Source organism: Bacillus sp. ES1-5, from assembly GCF_022487605.1.
Lineage (GTDB): Bacteria > Bacillota > Bacilli > Bacillales > Bacillaceae_G > Bacillus_A > Bacillus_A wiedmannii.
Window position 1 is genome coordinate 37,342 of record NZ_JAKVPU010000015.1, and the last position, 21,150, is coordinate 58,491.

The 21,150-nt window shown below is 37.3% G+C and carries 24 protein-coding genes, 1 rRNA gene and 2 other annotated features; all 25 genes read right to left on the minus strand.

Going from position 1 to position 21,150, the window contains the following annotated elements; translation table 11 throughout:
- Positions 1–14 precede the first annotated feature (14 nt).
- The 25 genes from MKO96_RS28185 to rrf all read right to left on the minus strand — a co-directional run bounded on the left by MKO96_RS28185 (position 15) and on the right by rrf (position 21,033).
- Positions 15–614 (minus strand): class I SAM-dependent methyltransferase, encoded by a 600-nt coding sequence (locus MKO96_RS28185; RefSeq protein WP_087979120.1) that lies wholly within the window; start codon positions 612–614, stop codon positions 15–17.
- 76 nt (positions 615–690) lie between these two features.
- Positions 691–1,050, minus strand: coding sequence for a 50S ribosomal protein L7/L12 (rplL, locus tag MKO96_RS28190; protein ID WP_000159737.1), 360 nt, complete (start codon positions 1,048–1,050; stop codon positions 691–693).
- Positions 1,051–1,117: 67 nt separating this feature from the next.
- Positions 1,118–1,618, minus strand: coding sequence for a 50S ribosomal protein L10 (gene rplJ / locus MKO96_RS28195; RefSeq protein ID WP_000048724.1), 501 nt, complete (start codon positions 1,616–1,618; stop codon positions 1,118–1,120).
- Positions 1,619–1,657: 39 nt separating this feature from the next.
- Positions 1,658–1,801: a sequence feature (ribosomal protein L10 leader region), on the minus strand.
- Between the two features lie 49 nt (positions 1,802–1,850).
- Positions 1,851–2,543, minus strand: coding sequence for a 50S ribosomal protein L1 (gene rplA, locus MKO96_RS28200; protein ID WP_002096939.1), 693 nt, complete (start codon positions 2,541–2,543; stop codon positions 1,851–1,853).
- Positions 2,544–2,719: 176 nt separating this feature from the next.
- A complete protein-coding gene (gene rplK / locus MKO96_RS28205) occupies positions 2,720–3,145 on the minus strand; it encodes a 50S ribosomal protein L11 (protein ID WP_001085872.1) in 426 nt (141 codons plus the stop codon).
- 167 nt (positions 3,146–3,312) lie between these two features.
- Positions 3,313–3,846 carry a transcription termination/antitermination protein NusG gene (nusG, locus tag MKO96_RS28210; RefSeq protein WP_000415794.1) on the minus strand — a complete coding sequence of 178 codons (534 nt, stop codon included), beginning with the start codon at positions 3,844–3,846 and terminating at the stop codon, positions 3,313–3,315.
- A gap of 131 nt (positions 3,847–3,977) precedes the next feature.
- A complete protein-coding gene (gene secE, locus MKO96_RS28215; protein WP_001241321.1) occupies positions 3,978–4,157 on the minus strand; it encodes a preprotein translocase subunit SecE in 180 nt (59 codons plus the stop codon).
- Positions 4,158–4,189: 32 nt separating this feature from the next.
- Positions 4,190–4,336 (minus strand): 50S ribosomal protein L33, encoded by a 147-nt coding sequence (rpmG, locus tag MKO96_RS28220; protein WP_002070160.1) that lies wholly within the window; start codon positions 4,334–4,336, stop codon positions 4,190–4,192.
- Between the two features lie 129 nt (positions 4,337–4,465).
- Positions 4,466–5,125, minus strand: a complete 660-nt coding sequence (locus MKO96_RS28225; protein WP_000387198.1) for an RNA polymerase factor sigma-70 — start codon at positions 5,123–5,125, stop codon at positions 4,466–4,468.
- A gap of 67 nt (positions 5,126–5,192) precedes the next feature.
- The gene (locus tag MKO96_RS28230) at positions 5,193–5,705 is read right to left on the minus strand and encodes an NYN domain-containing protein (protein ID WP_000997888.1); all 513 of its coding nucleotides are present in this window, start codon (positions 5,703–5,705) and stop codon (positions 5,193–5,195) included.
- Between the two features lie 3 nt (positions 5,706–5,708).
- Positions 5,709–6,452, minus strand: a complete 744-nt coding sequence (gene rlmB, locus MKO96_RS28235; RefSeq protein ID WP_000093757.1) for a 23S rRNA (guanosine(2251)-2'-O)-methyltransferase RlmB — start codon at positions 6,450–6,452, stop codon at positions 5,709–5,711.
- A complete protein-coding gene (locus tag MKO96_RS28240) occupies positions 6,449–6,856 on the minus strand; it encodes a Mini-ribonuclease 3 (protein WP_087979119.1) in 408 nt (135 codons plus the stop codon). Before MKO96_RS28240 ends, rlmB begins: the two co-directional genes overlap by 4 nt.
- 2 nt (positions 6,857–6,858) lie before the next feature.
- A complete protein-coding gene (gene cysS, locus MKO96_RS28245; protein ID WP_240589286.1) occupies positions 6,859–8,256 on the minus strand; it encodes a cysteine--tRNA ligase in 1,398 nt (465 codons plus the stop codon).
- Entirely contained in the window at positions 8,237–8,902 is a 666-nt protein-coding gene (cysE, locus tag MKO96_RS28250) for a serine O-acetyltransferase (RefSeq protein WP_076542633.1), read from the minus strand. The genes cysS and cysE overlap by 20 nt, the downstream gene beginning before the upstream one ends.
- 147 nt (positions 8,903–9,049) lie before the next feature.
- Positions 9,050–9,296, minus strand: a binding site (T-box leader).
- Positions 9,297–9,343: 47 nt separating this feature from the next.
- Positions 9,344–10,801 carry a glutamate--tRNA ligase gene (gltX, locus tag MKO96_RS28255; RefSeq protein ID WP_240589287.1) on the minus strand — a complete coding sequence of 486 codons (1,458 nt, stop codon included), beginning with the start codon at positions 10,799–10,801 and terminating at the stop codon, positions 9,344–9,346.
- 89 nt (positions 10,802–10,890) lie between these two features.
- Positions 10,891–11,367, minus strand: coding sequence for a 2-C-methyl-D-erythritol 2,4-cyclodiphosphate synthase (gene ispF / locus MKO96_RS28260; RefSeq protein WP_000488386.1), 477 nt, complete (start codon positions 11,365–11,367; stop codon positions 10,891–10,893).
- Between the two features lie 116 nt (positions 11,368–11,483).
- Positions 11,484–12,164 carry a 2-C-methyl-D-erythritol 4-phosphate cytidylyltransferase gene (gene ispD, locus MKO96_RS28265; protein WP_240589288.1) on the minus strand — a complete coding sequence of 227 codons (681 nt, stop codon included), beginning with the start codon at positions 12,162–12,164 and terminating at the stop codon, positions 11,484–11,486.
- A 16-nt stretch (positions 12,165–12,180) separates the two neighbouring features.
- The gene (locus MKO96_RS28270; protein WP_000919686.1) at positions 12,181–13,284 is read right to left on the minus strand and encodes a PIN/TRAM domain-containing protein; all 1,104 of its coding nucleotides are present in this window, start codon (positions 13,282–13,284) and stop codon (positions 12,181–12,183) included.
- Between the two features lie 162 nt (positions 13,285–13,446).
- Positions 13,447–14,520, minus strand: coding sequence for a DNA integrity scanning diadenylate cyclase DisA (disA, locus tag MKO96_RS28275; RefSeq protein WP_000392165.1), 1,074 nt, complete (start codon positions 14,518–14,520; stop codon positions 13,447–13,449).
- A gap of 3 nt (positions 14,521–14,523) precedes the next feature.
- Positions 14,524–15,900 carry a DNA repair protein RadA gene (radA, locus tag MKO96_RS28280; RefSeq protein WP_001085205.1) on the minus strand — a complete coding sequence of 459 codons (1,377 nt, stop codon included), beginning with the start codon at positions 15,898–15,900 and terminating at the stop codon, positions 14,524–14,526.
- A 96-nt stretch (positions 15,901–15,996) separates the two neighbouring features.
- The gene (gene clpC / locus MKO96_RS28285; protein WP_000971181.1) at positions 15,997–18,432 is read right to left on the minus strand and encodes an ATP-dependent protease ATP-binding subunit ClpC; all 2,436 of its coding nucleotides are present in this window, start codon (positions 18,430–18,432) and stop codon (positions 15,997–15,999) included.
- A 22-nt stretch (positions 18,433–18,454) separates the two neighbouring features.
- Positions 18,455–19,519, minus strand: coding sequence for a protein-arginine kinase McsB (mcsB, locus tag MKO96_RS28290; RefSeq protein ID WP_000050830.1), 1,065 nt, complete (start codon positions 19,517–19,519; stop codon positions 18,455–18,457).
- 4 nt (positions 19,520–19,523) lie between these two features.
- Positions 19,524–20,075, minus strand: a complete 552-nt coding sequence (mcsA, locus tag MKO96_RS28295; RefSeq protein ID WP_240589289.1) for a protein-arginine kinase activator protein McsA — start codon at positions 20,073–20,075, stop codon at positions 19,524–19,526.
- A 173-nt stretch (positions 20,076–20,248) separates the two neighbouring features.
- On the minus strand, positions 20,249–20,710 hold the full coding sequence (gene ctsR / locus MKO96_RS28300) for a transcriptional regulator CtsR (RefSeq protein WP_087979115.1): 462 nt from the start codon (positions 20,708–20,710) through the stop codon (positions 20,249–20,251).
- 207 nt (positions 20,711–20,917) lie between these two features.
- A 5S ribosomal RNA gene (gene rrf / locus MKO96_RS28305) occupies positions 20,918–21,033 on the minus strand.
- Between the last annotated feature and the right edge of the window lie 117 nt (positions 21,034–21,150).

The window sequence follows — 21,150 nt, forward strand, 5'->3', positions numbered from 1 at the left end:
GCCAAAAATAACCGTCAACGTTTTTTTGATTTTATGATATAATATCCTTTTTTCTTTTCTACAACTTCGACTTCAGAAAATACTTCCTCTAGTTTCTTCAGCGCAGATGGTGCGCCTTGCTTCTTTTGAATAACAATCCACAACTCTCCACCTGGAACTAAATACTCTACAGCCTTTTCTAAAATCTCATGCACGATATCTTTACCTGCACGAATTGGAGGATTAGATAGAATAGCAGCATACATACCATCTACATTTTCATAGACGCTACTTTGAAAAATGTGTACATTTCCAATTCTATTGTTAGCGGCATTTTCTTTCGCAAGCTCAAGCGCCCTTTCATTCACATCCACCATGTGAACTTTACGGTCTTGAAACTCTTTCGCCAACGATAAACCCATTGGTCCATATCCACAACCTACGTCTAATATATCACCTTTAATATCTGGCACTTGAAACGCTTCAATTAAAAGACGAGAACCAAAGTCCACTTCGTTTTTCGAGAACACCCCACGGTCAGATAAGAAAGTAAATCGAGATCCACGAAGTGTAAATTCCCATCGTTTACGATCACTTTTACTAGAAGGGTCGTTAGAAAAATAATGGTCTGCCATATGGCCACCTCTTTTCTTTACAGTTAAAAAAAAAGCTCGCATGAGAGCGAGCTTTTTTTAAAGCATCAAAAGTTAATTACTTAACTTCTACAGCAGCGCCAACTTCTTCAAGTTTAGCTTTCATTTCTTCAGCTTCCTCTTTAGAAACGCCTTCTTTGATTGCTTTTGGAGTGTTGTCAACTAATTCTTTAGCTTCTTTTAAGCCAAGACCAGTGATTTCACGTACAGCTTTGATAACTTTGATTTTTTGAGCGCCAGCACTTGCAAGTACTACGTCAAATTCAGTTTTCTCAGCAGCAGCTTCACCAGCGCCACCAGCTACAGCTACAGGAGCAGCAGCAGTTACGCCGAATTCTTCCTCGATAGCTTTTACTAAGTCGTTAAGTTCTAATACAGTCATAGATTTAACTGCTTCAATGATTTGTTCTTTAGTCATTGTAAATATCCTCCCTTAAATAGGTTTGTATTGTTTTATAGATAACAAGTAATTATCTTTTAAAAAATTAAGCGCCTTGCTCTTCCTTTTGTTCTGCAACTGCTTTAGTAGCAAGTGCAAGGTTACGGATTGGAGCTTGAAGAACGCTAAGAAGCATAGAAAGTAAGCCTTCACGTGATGGAAGAGTAGCGATAGCTTTAACCTCATCAAGTGTTACAAGTTTACCTTCGATTACACCAGCTTTAATTTCTAAAGCTTCATGTTTTGTAGCGAAGTCGTTTAATACTTTCGCAGGAGCAACTACATCCTCGTTACTGAACGCGATTGCGTTTGGTCCTGTTAAGAATTCGTTTAACTCAGCCATTTCAGCAGACTCTGCAGCACGACGAGTTAAAGAGTTTTTGTAAACTTTGAACTCAACGCCAGCTTCACGTAAGTTTTTACGTAATTCTGTTACTTCAGAAACTGTTAAACCACGGTAGTCAACAACGATTGTAGATTTACTTTCGCGAAGTTTTTCAGCGATTTCAGTTACAACTTGTTGTTTAGTTTCGATTACTTTGCTCATGTTATTACACCTCCTGTAGATTATATAGAAGATGTACCGAAAGTGCACTAAAAACCTCCATGCCCAACTTGTAGACATGGAGGCATATAGTCACAGAAAAAAATTCCGTTTCGTATATTAACACCTAGGTAGGAAATTAAGTCTATTGACACCTACTGTCTACGGTACACTAATTAAATTCACAACATAAATGATTATATAAAAACTTCTTTATGAAGTCAACTTCCAATTTTTACGCTAATGTAGAAACGTCTACACGTACGCCAGGTCCCATTGTAGAAGCAACTGTTACGTTCTTCATGTAAGTACCTTTTGCAGCAGCTGGCTTAACTTTTTGTAAAGTGTCAGCAATTGTTCCGAAGTTTTCTACTAATTTAGCATCTTCGAAAGATACTTTACCGATTGGAACGTGGATGTTACCAGCTTTATCAACGCGATATTCAACTTTACCAGCTTTGATTTCGTTAACAGCTTTAGTTACATCGAAAGTAACTGTTCCAGTTTTAGGGTTTGGCATTAAACCTTTAGGTCCTAATACGCGACCAAGTTTACCAACTTCACCCATCATGTCAGGAGTTGCTACTACTACATCGAAATCGAACCAACCTTGTTGGATTTTACCGATGTAATCAGCATCGCCTACGAAGTCAGCTCCAGCAGCTTCAGCTTCTTTAGCCTTTTCACCTTTAGCGAATACCAATACACGTTGTACTTTACCAGTACCGTGTGGAAGAACAACTGCACCACGAATTTGTTGGTCAGCTTTCTTAGGGTCAACACCTAAACGGAATGCAACTTCTACAGTCGCATCAAATTTAGCTGTGTTTGTTTTCTTTACTAATTCTACCGCTTCTGTTGCAGAATAAGCAGTTGCACGATCAACAAGCTTTGCAGCTTCTACGTACTTTTTACCTCTTTTAGCCATTTTTATTTCCTCCTCGAATGTGGTTTTAGCGGAATAACCTCCCACGTTTACGCTTATTTTCAGGTATAACCTGAGGATGCGCGCCATCCATTTATTTAAAAACGATAATCATTTACGATAATAAAGGTTGCGAATTGGAATTCCAGACCCGCAACCTTTTTTAAAAACAAATCGAATTAGTCTTCGATAACGATGCCCATACTGCGTGCAGTACCTTCAACCATACGCATTGCAGCTTCTACACTAGCAGCGTTTAGGTCAGGCATTTTAGTTTCAGCGATTTCGCGTACTTTATCACGCTTAACAGTTGCCACTTTATTACGGTTTGGTTCACCAGAACCAGACTCAATACCAGCTACTTTCTTAAGAAGAACAGCAGCAGGAGGAGTTTTAGTAATGAAAGTGAATGAACGGTCCTCAAATACCGTAATTTCAACAGGGATGATAAGACCAGCTTGATCAGCTGTACGAGCGTTAAACTCTTTACAGAAGCCCATGATGTTAACACCTGCTTGTCCTAATGCTGGACCAACTGGTGGAGCTGGGTTAGCTTTACCTGCAGGAATTTGAAGCTTTACCATTTTAATTACCTTTTTAGCCACGAGACACACCTCCTTAAGTCCGTGATGTGGTCAATTGGACAGTGATTTGCCCTCCCACGTCATATTTTATCTGTAAGGATAAAATCTTTCAAAAAACGTCTCCGATAACGAAGACGTACTGACTTAAAAGATATTATCACTTTTTACAATTCATTTCAAGTTTCATTTTATAATTTTTCAATTTGATGGAAGTCAAGCTCAACTGGAGTCTCGCGACCAAACATGTCCACAAGCACGCTAACCTTTTTCTTCTCCACATCAATTTCTTCAATAGCACCTGTATAATCTGCGAATGGTCCCTCATTTACACGCACTGTCTCATGAAGTTCAAAGTCGAAATCAACCACTTCGTTATCCATTCCCATATGCTTCATAATAGTAACAACTTCCTCTTCTAATAGAGGTGATGGTTTAGATCCAGAACCAGAAGAACCAACGAACCCAGTTACACCTGGCGTGTTACGTACAACATACCAAGAGTCATCAGTCATGATTAATTCTACTAATACATAACCTGGGAACACTTTTCTTTTCATTAATTTTTCTTTACCGTTTTTCATTTCTACTTCTACTTCTTCCGGGACAACAACACGGAAAATTTTATCTTGCATACCCATTGATTCTACACGTTTCTCTAGGTTTGCTTTTACTTTATTTTCATATCCAGAATAAGTATGGACAACATACCAACTTTTTTCCATTCATTTAGGACGAGCGTCCTTCCCTCCCTGACGTACATTTTTTTGCGCAAATGAAAAAACCCGTTCACCGGGCTTTTACACAGTTCTTATAAATAACATTATATCATGGATAAGTGCTTCTTATTCAAGAATTAACCAAGAATTAACCGAATTAAAGAAGAAATGCCCATATCAACCACTGCGAAGAAAATCGCAAAGAAGACAACTGTAGCGATAACAGTCGCTGTTGAACGGAGTAATTCATCTTTTTTAGGCCAACTTACTTTTTTCATTTCGCGACCTACATCGCCGAAAAAGTTCGTTAAACGCATCTACGGGACCTCCAGTGTATTATTTCAATTATTTATTTTGTTTCCTTGTGAACTGTATGCTGATTGCATGTTTTACAAAACTTCTTTATTTCAAGTCGCTCTACTGAGCTCGTATCTTTCATCGTAGAGTAGTTTCGATTTTTACACTCTTCACATGAGAGTACAACTTTTTTCCTCATTAGTTACACCAACCTTGTAACATTATGTCCCTAAAAATGTATCATACAACAAAAGACAATGTCAATGACATGCCTTTTGTACTCTCTACAAAAAAGAAAACAGGTGATTTTTTACACCTGTAGCATTTGTTATGAATTTAAAGTGGTACTCTCTCTCATTTCCATATATCGTTCCAATTTCCGCTTCACCCTCTGTAAAGCGTTATCAATAGATTTCACATGTCTATTTAACTGTTCGGAAATCTCTTGATAAGAACGACCATCTAGATATAAAGAAAGCACCTTTCTTTCTAAATCGCTTAATAATTCAGATATTTTAGATTCTATGTCTGTATATTCTTCCTGACTTATAATCATTTCTTCAGGATCTGTTACCTTCGCTTCCGAAATAACATCTAATAATGTCCGATCAGATTCCTCATCATAAATCGGTTTATCTAGAGACACATACGAATTTAACGGAATATGTTTTTGCCTTGTTGCTGTTTTAATAGCGGTAATAATTTGCCGAGTGATACACAGTTCAGCAAATGCTTTGAATGAAGACAGCTTGTCCTCTTTATAATCACGAATCGCTTTAAACAATCCAATCATACCTTCTTGAACAATATCTTCTCGATCGGCACCCACTAAGAAATAAGATCTTGATTTCGCGCGAACAAAGTTCTTATATTTGTGAATCAAATATTCTAGAGCGTCAGTATTACCTTTTCGAACTAACTCAACGATTGCCTCATCCTCTAAATCACGAAATGTAACGTCGCCTACACTTACGAAGCCTGCTTCCACCTTGATCCCTCCGACCGCTATTTATTTAGCAATATTATACAGTAAAAAGATAAAGAGCGTCAATGCTTCAACGCTCTCCTCTTCTTAATTTTTCTAATTTTTCTGTAATATCTTTACTGAATATCTTTCGCATGGCGGGTTGCTTTTCTTTTGTGTCTTGTGTACGCCTTCTTACTTGTTGCTCCATCGCTTGTACTTCCAACTCTAATTCACGCGCAGATTTCCGAAGAGCACCTTGCGCAAATATCACCCATTGTTCCGTATAATCAGAAGTCGCAACATATATTTGCGTATTTATATTTCTAAGCTCAATCGCTAGTTGCTCTATCTTTTCATCTGCAGTTTGATTCTTCCTCGTGAATATGACTTCCACACGCGATTGTTTCATCTTTTTTTCAATACCTTGGACCGTATAAGCATCAAAGACTATCATTACCTTTGTACCTGTGTAACCTTGGTAATCCGCCATCTTATCAATCAGTGCATCCCTTGATGATTGCAAATCTACATCCCGTAGTTTCTTCAAGTCTCCCCAAGCTCCGATAATGTTGTAACCGTCAACGATTAAAATATCGTTCATTTTTTATTTACCAATTTCGTGACGCTTACGATATACCTCATACATTAACAAACTTGCGGCTACTGAAGCATTTAAGGATGTAACTTTACCGACCATCGGTAAAGTAATTAGGAAATCACATTTTTCACCAATAATACGACTCATACCTTTTCCTTCACTTCCAATTACTAATCCAATTGGCATTTTACCATCTAAATTGCGGTAATCCGTTTTCCCTTTTGCATCTGTACCAGCAATCCAAAGTCCACGTTCTTTTAATTCATCGATTGTACGAGATAAATTCGTTACACGTGCAACAGGAATATATTCAATCGCTCCAGTCGATGCTTTCGCAACTGATGCAGTAAGTCCCACAGCTCTTCTTTTCGGAATAATAATTCCATGAGCTCCCGTTGCATCCGCAGTACGCATAATAGAACCTAGGTTATGCGGGTCTTCAATTTCATCTAAAATTAGGAAGAACGGATCTTCGTTACGCTTCTCTGCTACTTTAAATAAATCTTCTAGCTCAGCGTATTGATATGCAGCCACTTGAGCAATTACACCTTGATGGTTCCCCTCAACTAATTGATCTAACTTCTTCTTTGGTGCATGTTGTAAAATAATCTTATTTTCTTTCGCTAGTGCTAGTACAATTTGTATTTGTCCTTTGGCAGCACCTTCCGCGATCCAAATTTTATTAATATCTCTTCCTGAGCGTAACGCTTCAATTACAGGGTTACGTCCGATAATATATTCACTACTCATGATGATGTGCCCCCTTCCTTCTCTTCTAAAACATCAATTGCCTTATATACAATTTCGTCTAATCTTTCACGATTATTTAATAAGTGATGATAGCCAATTAGCGCTTCAAAGGCTGTACTATATCGATATGTTTGTACATCAGTATTCTTCGGGACAGTACCTGAATTTGCATTACGCCCTCTTCTTAGTACCGCCTCTTCTTCCTCTGTTAAAAATGCCGTCTCTAATAAATGATAAACAACTTTCGCCTGTGCTTTTGCCGAAACAAAGCTTGTCCCTAATCGATGCAATTGATTAGGACGAACTTTCCCTTTTTGAAGTAGGTGATAGCGGATATATTGTTCATATACCGCATCACCCATATACGCTAACGCTAAGCTGTTTAATTGCTTTGCATCAATCATTCTTATCCTCTTTTCCATCTTGTACCTTGAGCGGTATCTTCTAAAATAATATTACGGTCTTTTAAATCATCGCGAATTTGATCTGATAATGCAAAATCACGATTTTTACGAGCTTCAATGCGCTTTTGAATAAGTACCTCAATTTCTTCATCAAGCAACTCTTCTTGCGCTAATTCTAACCCTAAAATATCAAATAATGTTTCAAGTTGTTTTACGTATGCTTCAATTACAACTGTAGACGTATGTTCTTCCAGTAAATATTGATTTGCATGATTTGCTACATTATATAACTCCGTGATTGCATTAGCAGTGTTGAAGTCATCATTCATTGCTTCTTCAAATGCAATCTGGAATTTTTCCAATTCCGCTAACCATTTCTCATTATGATCTGTTAAATCAGTACTACTTTCCATACGGTGTTTTAAGTTACCGTAAGCCGTTTTAATTCTTTCCAGTCCGTTATTTGTACTTTGTAATAAATCTTCACTGAAATTAATTGGGTGACGGTAATGTACCGATAGCATAAAGAATCTAATTAACTGTGGATCATATTGCTTAATGATATCGTGAACTAAAATGAAGTTCCCCAGTGACTTAGACATCTTCTCATTATTAATATTAATATATCCATTGTGCATCCAATAACGTGCAAATGTTTTTCCTGTTAACGCCTCAGACTGCGCAATTTCATTTTCATGATGAGGAAATGCCAAGTCTTGACCACCAGCATGAATATCGATTGTATCTCCTAAGTATTTACGCGCCATTGCCGAGCATTCAATATGCCAGCCTGGACGCCCTTTCCCCCAAGGGCTTTCCCAGAAGATTTCTCCTTCTTTCGCAGTTTTCCATAAAGCAAAATCAAGAGGGTCTTGTTTCTTTTCTCCTACTTCAATGCGCGCACCGTGACGTAAATCTGCGATTGGTTGATGCGATAATTTACCGTATCCTTCAAATTCCTTCGTTCTAAAGTACACATCACCTTCTGATTCATATGCATATCCTTTATTCACAAGTTCTTGAATAAATTCAATAATGATATCCATATTTTCCGTTACACGCGGATGAACTGTTGCATGTTTGCAACCTAGTGCCGTTACATCTTCAAAATACGCTTCAACGAAACGGTCAGCAATTGTCGGCACATCTTCACCTAATTCATTTGCTGCTTTAATTAATTTATCATCTACGTCAGTAAAGTTAGATACATACTGCACATCATACCCTTTATATTCTAAATAACGGCGTACCGTATCAAATACCATAGGTGGTCTTGCATTCCCAATGTGAATATAGTTATAAACTGTAGGTCCGCACACATACATCTTTACCTTATTTTCTTCTAATGGAGTAAACTCTTCCTTTTGACGCGTTAACGTATTATAAATGTGAATAGTCATTTTTATCCTTCCTTTCTACCTTTACTTCAAGTTGTTTTTTCAATTTATCAAGTTCTACTTCCATGATCTTTAACTTATCAAAAATTGGGTCTGGAAGGTCAGAATGATTTAATTCTTGACCGATTTTTACTCCATTTTGAATAACGACTCGGCCAGGTATACCTACAACTGTAGAATGTGCAGGCACTTCTTTTAATACGACAGACCCTGCTCCAATTTTAGAATTCTCTCCGACTGTAATAGAACCTAGTACTTTAGCACCTGTTGCAATTAATACATTATCCTGAATTGTAGGATGCCTCTTCCCCTTTTCTTTACCCGTACCACCTAATGTAACACCTTGATAGATCGTTACATTATCACCAATTTCGCACGTTTCTCCAATTACAACCCCCATTCCATGGTCTATGAAAAAACGACGACCAATTGTTGCTCCTGGATGAATCTCAATACCAGTAAAGAAACGACTAACTTGTGAGATCCAACGTGCAATAAAGAAGAAATTCTTTTTATAAAAAGCATGTGCAATTCGATGGGCCCAAACTGCATGTAATCCAGAGTAAGTCAAAATGACTTCGAAATAACTTCTTGCCGCTGGATCCTGTTCAAAAACGACTTCAATATCTTCCCGAAGCCTCTTAAACATCGATGTTCCCTCCCCTTTATGGGCTGCTTTTTCGAGTGAACTAACTCCCTTTACTCCCTACTTATCCTCCTAAATCTTTATACACAGGGATAAAACTTATACTCATATCCACTTTTACGGTATAAAAAAAGACGCCTCTGTCATATTGACAGAGACGCCTTATAAGCGCGGTTCCACTCTGTTTAGGCTAAAAAAAGCCTCAAACTCATCTCTGATAACGGTGTACACCGCTTCTGCTTACTTTACGCCCTAAGACGTTTCACAAAACAATTCGCTGTTCAGCAGAAGACTCGAAGGGGCATTTCAAAAATCCGCTTATAAACCACTTCCAGCCTAAAGGTGGTTCTCTCTGTAAAAAGCCTGATTTTCTACTTCTCCTTCTCGTCGCTTTTCCTTATTAGGTTTTAAGTATACTTATTATATTTCTAAACCTAGAAAATGTTAACCAATTACTTTTTGAAGACGATTTAAAACTTTTTCTTTCCCAAGAAGTGCAATAGCATTAGGAAGCTCTGGACCATGTGTTTGACCAGTAGTTGCAACACGGATTGGCATAAATAAGTTTTTACCTTTATGACCTGTTTCCTTTTGCACTGCTTTAATAGCCGCCTTAATTGCTGCTGGTTCCATCGCTTCTAGTGCTTCTACTTGACCAGCAAATGCACGAAGTACTTCTGGTACTTGTTCACCTTTTAATACTTCTTGTCCTTCTTCTTCATAATCAACATGATCTTTGAAGAACATTTCAGAAAGCTCTACAATTTCAGCTCCAAAACTCATTTGTTCATGATATAACGCAATTACATCACGAATCCAAGCTTGTTCTTGTTCACTTACATTTTCACCTATACGTCCAGCTTTCACTAAATGCGGTAAACTTAACTCTACCACCGTATCTAAGTCTTGCTTTTTCATATATTGGTTGTTCATCCATTTTAGTTTTTGAGAATCAAATAATGCAGGCGATTTTGATAAACGAGCTGCATCAAACATTTTGATAAACTCATCTTGAGAGAAAATTTCCTCTTCTCCTACTGGCGACCAACCTAATAGTGCAATAAAGTTAAAGATTGCTTCTGGAAGATATCCAAGCTCTTTATATTGCTCAATAAATTGAATAATAGATTCATCACGCTTACTTAACTTTTTACGGCTTTCGTTTACAATTAAAGTCATATGACCAAATTGCGGAATATCCCAACCGAAAGCTTCGTAAATCATCATTTGTTTTGGCGTATTTGAAATATGATCATCACCACGAAGTACATGTGTAATCTCCATTAAGTGATCATCTACTGCTACCGCAAAGTTATAAGTTGGAATTCCATCTTTTTTCACGATAACGAAATCACCGAAATCATTTGAATGGAATGCAACTTCATCTTTTACGATATCTTTAAACGTGTAGTCGCGATCAACCGGTACACGGAAACGAATACTCGGAATGCGGCCTTCAGCCTCAAATCCCTTCATTTGCTCCTCAGTTAAATCACGGTGGTTTCCAGCATAACGCGGTGTTTCACCACGAGAGATTTGACCTTCACGCTCTGCTTCTAGCTCTTCTTCTGTCATATAACATTTGTAAGCTAAACCGCGCTCTAATAAATCTTCATATAATTTTTTATAAATATCTAAACGCTCTGTTTGACGATATGGTCCAAATTCACCACCAACATCAACACCTTCATCCCAGTCCATACCGAGCCATTTCAAGTATTTTAATTGGCTTTCTTCTCCACCAGCAACATTACGTTTCACATCAGTATCTTCAATACGAATAATAAACTTACCATCTTGATGACGAGCAAATAAATAATTAAATAATGCCGTACGCGCATTTCCGATATGTAAGTGTCCTGTTGGACTTGGCGCATAGCGCACTCTCACTTGCTTTTCCATAATTGGTACACCTTCCATTCTTAATGTCAACACATTCTATAATTGTACACCAAAAAAATGTGATTATCCATCTTACGAATTAAAAACCATTATTTTTTCTGTAATAAAACAACTGCTTGAGAAGCAATTCCTTCTTCTCTACCTGTAAATCCTAATTTTTCTGTCGTTGTTGCCTTTACATTGATATTGTCAATAGACGTTTCTAATAGTTCACTAATACGTTTACGCATACTTTCAATATGTGGTGCCATCTTTGGCTTTTGAGCAATAATTGTACAATCTAGATTCCCTAACTCGTAACCTTGTTCACGTACAAATTCCCAAACCTTTTGCAGCAATACAGCTGAATCAGCATCTTTAAAGGCAGGATCTGTATCAGGGAAATGCTTTCCAATATCCCCAGCTGCAATTGCACCTAAACATGCATCCGCAATCGTATGTAACAATACGTCTGCATCTGAATGACCAATTAACCCTTTCTCATGAGGGATTGTAATTCCACCAATAATTAACGGTCTACCTTCCGCAAACTCATGCACATCAAAACCTTGTCCAATTCGAAACATTTTTTACATCCTCCTCAAGCTAAACTACAGAGCTTTATGATTCTATATTATATCGCTACCCTTATAAAGAAAAGCCCGGCTGTTGCCGAGCTTATTTTTCGCTATAATCATCACTGTCATTTCTTTTGAACATGAAGGAAACTTTCAGCAATTAATAAATCCTCTGGAGTCGTCACTTTAATATTATAGTAACTCCCCTCTACTACACCTACTTGCTTCCCGATACGTTCTACGAGGCTTGCATCATCTGTACCAAGGAAACAACCCTGTTTTGCACTTCTATGAGCTTCTAACAAAAGAGAAACAGCGAACCCTTGTGGTGTTTGTACAGCTTTAAGCTGAGATCTTTCTACCGTTTCGACAACGATACCCTGCTCTACTTTCTTAACTGTATCTTTCACTGGTACCGCACAAATGGACGCTCCATATTTTTCCGCTGCAGTTAATACATCTTGAATCACTTTATTCGTTACAAATGGACGCGCGCCGTCATGTACAAGAACATACTCAACATCACTAGTATGCTGAATGGCGTTATATACACTATCTTGTCTTTCGGCTCCGCCCTGAATAAATTGTACTGGCTTTTCAATCGGATATTTCTGCATTAATCCTTCAAAATACGGACGTTCTTCTTCGTTAATTGCCATAATAATACTTTTGCACGCTTTATCTTTTTCAAAAGCACGTAACGTATGCACAATAATCGGTACTTCATTAATAAGTAAGAACAACTTGTTTTTACCAGCACCCATCCGCTTACCTTGACCAGCTGCTGGAATAATTAATGTATACATATTAATAATCCTCTACTTATAATGCTTTTTCTAATAATTTACGTTTGGCGAAAATCATACGCCCAGCCGATGTTTGTAACACACTAGTAACAAGCACATTGAGTTGTGAACCTACATATTCTCTACCATCTTCTACTACAATCATCGTGCCATCATCTAAATATGCAACACCTTGATTTTGTTCTTTTCCATCTTTGACAACATAAACACTCAGTTCTTCACCTGGGAGTACAACAGGTTTAATTGCATTAGCTAAATCGTTAATATTTAACACCGTTACCCCTTGTAATTCAGAAACTTTGTTTAAGTTGAAATCATTCGTTACTACCGTTCCACCAGTGATTTTCGCCAACTTTACAAGTTTGCTATCCACTTCTTGAATATCATCGAAATCGCCTTCATAAATTTCTACCGGAATCGGCATCTCTTTTTGAATACGATTTAAAATATCTAATCCTCTGCGACCACGATTACGCTTTAAAGCATCAGAAGAATCGGCAATGTGCTGAAGTTCTTCTAACACGAATTGTGGAATCACAATTGTTCCTTCTAAAAACTTTGTTTGGCAAATATCAGCAATACGCCCATCGATAATTACACTCGTATCGAGAATTTTCCAATGAGTTGTAGATTCTTCTACCTCAGTTTCTTCATTCTCACTATTATTATTTTTCTTCTTCCCACGTTGTGGTAATGTAAATAATCCTAGCAATTCATTCCTCTTTTTAAACCCTACTTGGAATCCTAAATATCCAAGTAAAAGAGTAAAGAACACTTGCAACACTGTACTAATAACTGGAATTGTAAATTCACGAATTGGTATTAAAATTAAATATGCAACAATAAGACCAGAGATTAACCCTAATGTACCAAATAAAACATCCGCTACAGGCGCCTTTACAAGAGCCTCTTCAATATGCTTAATAAGTTGAACAATATAATCTACAAGCCAAAATGTTGTTAAAAATAAAATAATTGCACCAATAATCGCACGAACATACGATCCTTCCAATAAAGGAACAGCACCGATGTCTAATACATTAATAACTTTTGGGATTAAGTAAATCCCTAACGCTCCGCCAATTACTAGAAAGAAGAGCTGTACAATCCGTTTTAACATCCAACCACCTCCTACTCATTATTAACCATTGTTTCGCTAATCAAAACGCCGAATGCAAAAGCGGACGTGTTTTTTTTTATAAATAGTTTTATTTACCAATATACCATATCATATACTAAAAATGTTCTAGTGTCGTTATATTATGGAATCAATGTAATATTCTTAATTGTGTCTACTCATATAGAGATGCTCTTGGATTCTTTTTAGGCCTTCTCGTATTTTCTTCGCCCTGACTTCTCCAATTCCTTCCACATCATCCAATTCATTAATAGTTGCTCGACAAACACCTTGCAAAGTCTTAAATCGATTAATTAAATTTTCAATGATAAGTGGCGGAACGCGCGAAATTTTGCTTGTGATTCGGTATCCTCTCGGCGTCACACTTTCTTCTAAACTCATTTGTCCTGGATAGCCAAGCAATTTAACTAAATCGCTATCCTCTAGAAGTTGTGTATTCGCAAGATCTTGTAACTTTTTCAAAATTTGATGATGGTCTTGTGTTTTTTCTTGATAATAATCTTTAATTAATAACGCTGCCTCTGCCTCTAAATCAGCTAGTAGTTCTGTAAGTTGTAAACGAATTAACCTACCTTCCGTGCCTAGCTCATGAATATAGCTCAATATTTCATTTTTAATCCGCAGTACCATTTCAACACTATGTAACACATGAACCACCTCGGACATTGTAACGACTTCTTCAAATTCTAGAATGCCCAAATTCGTAATACCATCATTCCATACAGCCTTATATTTTTCTAACGTTTGAATAGCTTGGTTTGCCTTTGTTAAAATAACACCTATATCCTTTAGTGTATAACGTAAATTCCCTTGATATAGTGTAATTACGTTACGTCTTTGTGAAATAGCCACAACGAGACTACCTGTCTGCTTTGCTACACGCTCTGCCGTCCGGTGGCGCATACCTGTTTCAATAGAATCAATAGATGCCTCTGGAACTAACTGTGCATTTGCAATTAAAATTTTACTTCCAGTTTCATTTAAAATAAGTGCCCCGTCCATTTTTGCTAATTCGTATAAACTAGCAGGAGAGAATGCACAATTAATGTGAAATCCCCCATCAACAATACTTTTAATTTGTTCATTATATCCAAGAACAATTAGTCCCCCTGTTTGTGCGCGAAGCACATTATCTATCCCTTCGCGCAGTGGTGTTCCTGGGGCCACGAGCTGTAAAATATTAATCATACTTTTGACACGTTGCTTGTTTTCTTCCATAGCCTAGCCTCCTAATGTCAAACGAAGCGCTTCCCCTAAATTAGATACACCTACTACCTCAATCCCATCCGGAATTGTCCATCCCCCCAAATTTTTTCTAGGAATAATAGCACGTTGAAATCCTAATTTAGCCGCTTCTTGTACACGTTGTTCAATTCTTGATACTCTTCTTATTTCTCCAGTTAATCCTACTTCTCCTATTACTGCATCAGTTGGTGTCGTAGATTTATCTCTAAAACTTGAAGCAATACTTAAAGCCACAGCTAAATCAATTGCCGGTTCATCTAATTTCAAACCACCTGCTACTTTTAAATATGCGTCTTGGTTTTGCAATAATAAACCTGTTCGTTTTTCTAGCACTGCCATAATAAGCGATACACGGTTATGATCAATTCCCGTCGCCATTCTTCGAGGATTTCCAAAACTAGTAGGGGAGATTAATGCTTGTATTTCTACTAAAACCGGTCTTGTTCCTTCCATTGAGGCAACTACTGTTGATCCTGCGACTCCAACGGGTCTTTCCTCAAGAAAAATTTCAGAAGGGTTTAAGACTTCCGCAAGACCAAGCTCTTTCATTTCAAAAATACCCATTTCATTCGTGGAACCAAAACGATTCTTCACAGCTCGCAAGATACGATATGTATGATGACGATCTCCTTCAAAGTAAAGAACTGCATCGACCATATGTTCTAACATACGAGGTCCTGCAATTGCCCCCTCTTTTGTTACATGTCCGACGATAAAAATAGGAATTCCTTTCGTTTTTGCAAGTTTCATTAATTCCGCTGTACATTCACGTACTTGCGCTACACTTCCTGGGGCTGACGTTACTTCAGGTAAATGTATCGTTTGAATAGAGTCAATAACAACAAAAGCTGGATTCATCTCTTCAATGTGCGCTGCAATTCGCTGTAGATCAGTTTCTGCTACAACAAATAGATTACTACCCTTTACATGCAAACGATCTGCACGAAGTTTAATCTGCTTTGCTGACTCCTCACCTGATATGTATAGTACATCATATGAAGAATCTGCTAATTGCGATGAAATTTGTAATAACAATGTTGATTTCCCAATCCCAGGGTCTCCACCAATAAGTACTAAGGATCCATCTACAATCCCCCCACCAAGTACACGGTTAAACTCTTGGAATTTCGTTTCAATACGTGCCTCAGATTTTGTTTCTACTTCTGTTAGGCGTCTTGGTTTTGTTACTTCCGATTGAATTGCATTGGCATAATTAAGGCGTCTTGATGATACAACCGGTTCCATCTCTTCAACAAGCGTATTCCATTGACCACAACCAGGGCATTTCCCCATATATTTTGGTGACTGATAACCACACTCTTGACATGTGAATTTTGTTTTCTTTTTAGCCATATCGTTTTATATTTCACTTCACTTTCATCTATAAACAGTTTATCCTTCTCGTACAAGAAAGAGGGCTATCTCGTAGCCCTCTTAGTTTGTCTATACTTATTTTACCTTTTCAGCACTATGAATGACAAATGATTCCCCTTCAACATCAAAGATAACTTTTTGTCCTTTCTCAATAGCACCTTTTAAAAGTTCTTCCGATAGTCTATCTTCTACATGTTTCTGAATTGCTCTACGCAGCGGACGAGCACCGTATTCTCGGTCAAATCCTTTATCAGCAATGGCAGAAATCGCTCCTTCTGTTAAATGCAATTCAATCTCTTGCTCTTTTAAGCGCTTCACTAACTGATTCACCATAAGTGTTACAATCTCTTGAATATGTTTTTTCTCAAGCATATGGAACACGATAATTTCATCAATACGGTTTAAGAATTCTGGACGAAATGCCTTTTTCAGTTCATCCATTACTTTACCTTTCATATCTGAATAATCGCGGCTCTCATCTTGTACGTTAAATCCAAGATGTTTATTACGTTTTAACGCATCTGCACCAACGTTAGATGTCATAATAACAATTGTATTACGGAAATCAACTGTACGCCCTTTAGAATCCGTTAAGCGACCATCTTCTAATACTTGTAGTAAAATGTTAAACACATCAGGATGAGCTTTCTCTACTTCATCTAATAGGACAACTGAATATGGCTTACGGCGAACCTTTTCTGTTAATTGTCCACCTTCTTCATATCCAACATATCCTGGAGGAGATCCAACTAAACGAGAAGTCGAATGCTTCTCCATGTACTCAGACATATCGATGCGAATCATTGCATCCTCATCACCGAACATAGATTCTGCTAATGCTCTTGCTAGTTCCGTTTTACCTACACCTGTTGGTCCTAAGAAAATAAATGAACCAATCGGACGTTTCGGATCTTTCAATCCTGCTCTAGCACGACGAACAGCTTTTGCTACAGCTACTACCGCTTCATCTTGACCAATAACACGGTTGTGAAGAATGGATTCTAAGTTTAATAATTTATCAGTCTCTGTTTGTGCAAGTTTAGAAACCGGTATACGAGTCCACGTAGAAACGACATTTGCAATATCTTCTACTGTCACTTCTGAGTTTTCTTTTCCTTGTTGCTCTTTCCATTGACGCTTCGTATCTTCTAACTTCTCACGTAAGCGTTGTTCCATATCACGTAAGGAAGCAGCTTTTTCAAATTCTTGACTTTGCACAGCTGCATCTTTTTCTTTTCTAATTTCCTCAAGCTTTACTTCAAGCTCTTTTAGATTTGGTGGTGTTGTATAAGAGCGTAAGCGAACCTTTGAAGCAGCTTCATCAATTAAATCAATTGCTTTATCTGGTAAGAAACGATCTGTAATATAGCGGTCCGAAAGCTTTACAGCTGCATCAATTGCATCATCTGTAATAGATACACGGTGATGCGCTTCGTAACGATCACGTAAACCTTTCAAAATTTGAGTTGATTCGTCTAAACTTGGCTCATCAACGTGAATTGGTTGGAAACGTCTTTCTAAAGCCGCGTCTTTTTCAATATATTTACGATATTCATCTAAAGTTGTCGCCCCAATACATTGTAACTCTCCGCGTGCTAAAGATGGTTTTAAAATATTCGATGCATCAATTGCACCTTCTGCTCCACCTGCACCAATTAATGTATGAAGTTCATCAATAAATAGAATAATGTTTCCAGCTTGACGGATTTCATCCATAACTTTCTTTAAACGATCTTCAAATTCACCACGATATTTCGTTCCAGCTACAACTGTACCCATATCTAGTGTCATAACACGCTTATCTCTTAATGTTTCAGGAACTTCATTATTTACAATTTGTTGTGCTAATCCTTCTGCAATTGCCGTTTTACCTACACCAGGTTCTCCAATTAATACAGGATTGTTTTTTGTTCTACGGCTTAAAACTTCAATTACACGTTGAATTTCTTTACCACGACCGATAACAGGATCTAGACGATTTTCACGTGCAACAACTGTTAAATCACGTGCTAAGCTATCCAGTGTCGGTGTATTTGCATTCGTTGAAGAACCACCTTGGTGACCTGAACTTGCTTCATTACTTCCAAGAAGTTGCAATACTTGTTGTCTTGCCTTATTTAAGCTAACACCTAAGTTATTTAAAACACGTGCTGCTACACCTTCACCTTCACGAATTAAGCCAAGTAAGATATGTTCTGTTCCAACATAAGAATGACCTAATTTACGAGCTTCATCCATAGACAACTCAATAACCTTTTTAGCACGCGGTGTATAATGTACAGTTTGAGAAGCTTCTGTTCCGCGTCCAATTAACGCTTCTACCTCTTTTTGAACCTTCTCTGGACTTAATCCAAGAGCAATTAACGCTTTTGCTGCAATTCCTTCCCCTTCGCGTACAAGCCCAAGTAAAATGTGTTCTGTTCCAATATTATTATGCCCAATACGAATTGCTTCCTCTTGAGATAAAGCTAATACTTTCTGTGCTCTTTCTGTAAATCTTCCAAACATCATAGAAATCGCCTCCTACTTGCGCTTAGTTTTTTTCAATACGTAATCGCTCACGGATTAAGGTTGCTCTTCGATAATCTCTTTCTTCTGGTCCTAAAGGTCCACCTGCATATTGTTGCAAAATGCCTGGTTGTGTAAGAACCATTAGCTCAGTCAAAATATTTCTCGATACACCTTTTATATATCCTAAATCAATACCAAGTCGTACATCTGATAAGCAAGTGGCCGCTTCTGCAGATTGAATTAACCGACTGTTTGCTAGTATGCCATAAGAGCGATAAACCTTATCTTCAAGCTCAATACTTGAATTTTGTACAATTAATTCTCTAGCCATTTTTTCTTGCTGTATGATTTGTTGAATGACACTCTTTAAATCTGCAATAATATCTTCTTCAGATTTTCCTAGCGTCATTTGATTTGACACTTGAAATATATTACCTAACGCTTCGCTACCTTCACCGTATATTCCTCTTACTACTAACCCTAATTTTTGAATTACTTGTATAATGCGGCTAATTCTTTTCGTTAAAACGAGTCCCGGTAAGTGAATCATTACGGAAGCCCTCAATCCTGTACCAACGTTAGTAGGGCAGCTCGTTATATATCCAAGTGATTCATCAAAAGCATATTCAACCTCTTCCTCTATCCAATTATCTATTTGATTGGCACTTTGAAGGGCCTCTGATAATTGCAACCCTGAAAATAAGCACTGTATCCTAATGTGGTCTTCTTCATTAAGCATAACACTAATATGTTCGCTTTCTGATAATAGACATGCTCCATATTCTGTTCCTGCAAGGTTAGGACTAATTAAATGCTTTTCAACTAATACTCTCCTTTGAAGAGGCGTTAATTCATTCATTTTTAATAGCTCAAACTCTCCAAAAGGTTCTACCGTTTTATTTATAAATTCCTTTTTAAATAATTCATGAATCTGTCTAGCTTCTTCTTCGTTTTGCATAGTAGAGAATTGATATTTTTTAAAATTACGAGCCAAACGAATTCGACTACTTAAAACAATATCAGAATCAGGGCCATCCCCCTTCATCCATGGACTAATCGCTTCATTCATAATTTTGTCCAGTGACATAGAACTATTCCCCCTCTCTATGCTCACTAAGCTGATTTTCAAGACCTCGAATATTATCCCTTACTTCAGCAGCTTTCTCAAACTCCTCTTTCTGTACGTATTGTTTCAGAATGAGTTTTAGTTCATCTAATTCTTTCTTTAAGTGAAGATTTCCTTCTATACGTTCCGGAATTTTTCCACAATGATCTGTATGTCCGCCGTGCAGACGTTTTAATAATGGCTTTAAATGTTCCTTAAATGTATCGTAACAAGAAGCACATCCAAACCGTCCCACCTTTGTAAATTGCTCATATGTCATCTTACAATTTGGACACCTTAATATACTTGTTGTATTCGAAAGCCCGTTTTGTCCTTCTTCAAACATTGTTGATTCATCGTGTAATAACCCAGCAAATAAATCATGGAATGAAAAGTTAGACTGCGGTGATTGAAAGAAAGACGTATAGCCACTTTGTTCTGCACATTGCTCACAAAGATGAACTTCCGTCTTCTTTTCGTTGATTACTTTTGTATAATGTAAAGTTGCTGGTCTTATATTACAGTTTTGACAAGTCATCACTATCCCCACCTTTACAATAGGAACGATCTATCTGATAGTACTTTTCATACATTACTAGATTGTTCACTTTCCTTTACTTGTTTAAATAAAAGTGCGTGTTCTTTTTTCAAAACCTCTACAATATTTAACTGCCTTATCTCTTAGTTATTATTCTTTTACAAAAGCTATATTTATTTATATTTCAGTGTTCTTAACATTGCGCATAATATTCGAGCCCTAAGTTCATCTCGAGAAGGAACATCCATTGATAATACCGAACGATCTAGTACACTTAACATAAGTTTAGCTTCACGATTTGTTATGATTCCCTCTTCCATTAAACGTATAATCATACTCTCTGCATTCCCTTGCGCAACGCTATGATCAATCATATGAAGCATTTGATCGATCATGTCTATATCGTCATGCAGTTTGACTTTTATAATGCGAATGTAACCTCCTCCACCACGTTTACTTTCTACTACAAATCCTCTTTCTAACGTAAAACGGGTATTGATTACATAATTGATTTGAGATGGTACGCACTCGAATCGATCCGCAATCTCATTTCTTTTGATTTCAATCACATTATTATTACTTAAGTCAATAACTTGCTTTAGATATTGCTCAATGATATTAGATATATTTCTCATTTATCCGCCACCTTTATTGACTTTGACTATCTTTGACTTTAATTATATACGTATTAATAAAATTTGCAACTCTTTTGCTTATTGACTATCCTAGCCACATTCCTCTGTATTTAATCAAAATAATAATTATTTAAACACATTTTTTAATTACTATGGATTATAAAAGAAAACACGAAAAAACACGAGTCAAATGACTCGTGTTTAGTTGCTTGGCGACGTCCTACTCTCACAGGGACAAGGTCCCAACTACCATCGGCGCTAGAGAGCTTAACTTCCGTGTTCGGTATGGGAACGGGTGTGACCTCTCTGCCATCATCACCAAACTATGAAGGCATATTCCTTCAAAACTAGATAACATTGCTACATATTATATGGTTAAGTCCTCGATCTATTAGTATTCGTCAGCTCCACATGTCACCATGCTTCCACCTCGAACCTAT

Bases quoted from the DNA above. Each gene is read 5' to 3' on its own strand.
- gltX (WP_240589287.1), bottom strand. From the start codon at position 10,801: ATGGAAAAGCAAGTGAGAGTGCGCTATGCGCCAAGTCCAACAGGACAC.
- ctsR (WP_087979115.1), bottom strand. From the start codon at position 20,710: ATGAGAAATATATCTAATATCATTGAGCAATATCTAAAGCAAGTTATT.
- rplL (WP_000159737.1), bottom strand. From the start codon at position 1,050: ATGACTAAAGAACAAATCATTGAAGCAGTTAAATCTATGACTGTATTA.
- rlmB (WP_000093757.1), bottom strand. From the start codon at position 6,452: ATGAGTAGTGAATATATTATCGGACGTAACCCTGTAATTGAAGCGTTA.
- rplJ (WP_000048724.1), bottom strand. From the start codon at position 1,618: ATGAGCAAAGTAATCGAAACTAAACAACAAGTTGTAACTGAAATCGCT.
- cysE (WP_076542633.1), bottom strand. From the start codon at position 8,902: ATGTTTAAGAGGCTTCGGGAAGATATTGAAGTCGTTTTTGAACAGGAT.
- cysS (WP_240589286.1), bottom strand. From the start codon at position 8,256: ATGACTATTCACATTTATAATACGTTAACGCGTCAAAAGGAAGAGTTT.
- clpC (WP_000971181.1), bottom strand. From the start codon at position 18,432: ATGATGTTTGGAAGATTTACAGAAAGAGCACAGAAAGTATTAGCTTTA.
- disA (WP_000392165.1), bottom strand. From the start codon at position 14,520: ATGGAAGAAAACAAGCAACGTGTCAAAAGTATGATTAATATTTTACAG.
- ispD (WP_240589288.1), bottom strand. From the start codon at position 12,164: ATGTATACATTAATTATTCCAGCAGCTGGTCAAGGTAAGCGGATGGGT.
- nusG (WP_000415794.1), bottom strand. From the start codon at position 3,846: ATGGAAAAAAGTTGGTATGTTGTCCATACTTATTCTGGATATGAAAAT.
- radA (WP_001085205.1), bottom strand. From the start codon at position 15,900: ATGGCTAAAAAGAAAACAAAATTCACATGTCAAGAGTGTGGTTATCAG.
- rplA (WP_002096939.1), bottom strand. From the start codon at position 2,543: ATGGCTAAAAGAGGTAAAAAGTACGTAGAAGCTGCAAAGCTTGTTGAT.
- ispF (WP_000488386.1), bottom strand. From the start codon at position 11,367: ATGTTTCGAATTGGACAAGGTTTTGATGTGCATGAGTTTGCGGAAGGT.
- MKO96_RS28185 (WP_087979120.1), bottom strand. From the start codon at position 614: ATGGCAGACCATTATTTTTCTAACGACCCTTCTAGTAAAAGTGATCGT.
- secE (WP_001241321.1), bottom strand. From the start codon at position 4,157: ATGCGTTTAACGAACTTTTTCGGCGATGTAGGTCGCGAAATGAAAAAA.
- MKO96_RS28230 (WP_000997888.1), bottom strand. From the start codon at position 5,705: ATGAACGATATTTTAATCGTTGACGGTTACAACATTATCGGAGCTTGG.
- MKO96_RS28270 (WP_000919686.1), bottom strand. From the start codon at position 13,284: ATGTTAAAACGGATTGTACAGCTCTTCTTTCTAGTAATTGGCGGAGCG.
- mcsA (WP_240589289.1), bottom strand. From the start codon at position 20,075: ATGACTTGTCAAAACTGTAATATAAGACCAGCAACTTTACATTATACA.
- mcsB (WP_000050830.1), bottom strand. From the start codon at position 19,519: ATGTCACTGGACAAAATTATGAATGAAGCGATTAGTCCATGGATGAAG.
- MKO96_RS28240 (WP_087979119.1), bottom strand. From the start codon at position 6,856: ATGATTGATGCAAAGCAATTAAACAGCTTAGCGTTAGCGTATATGGGT.
- rpmG (WP_002070160.1), bottom strand. From the start codon at position 4,336: ATGAGGAAAAAAGTTGTACTCTCATGTGAAGAGTGTAAAAATCGAAAC.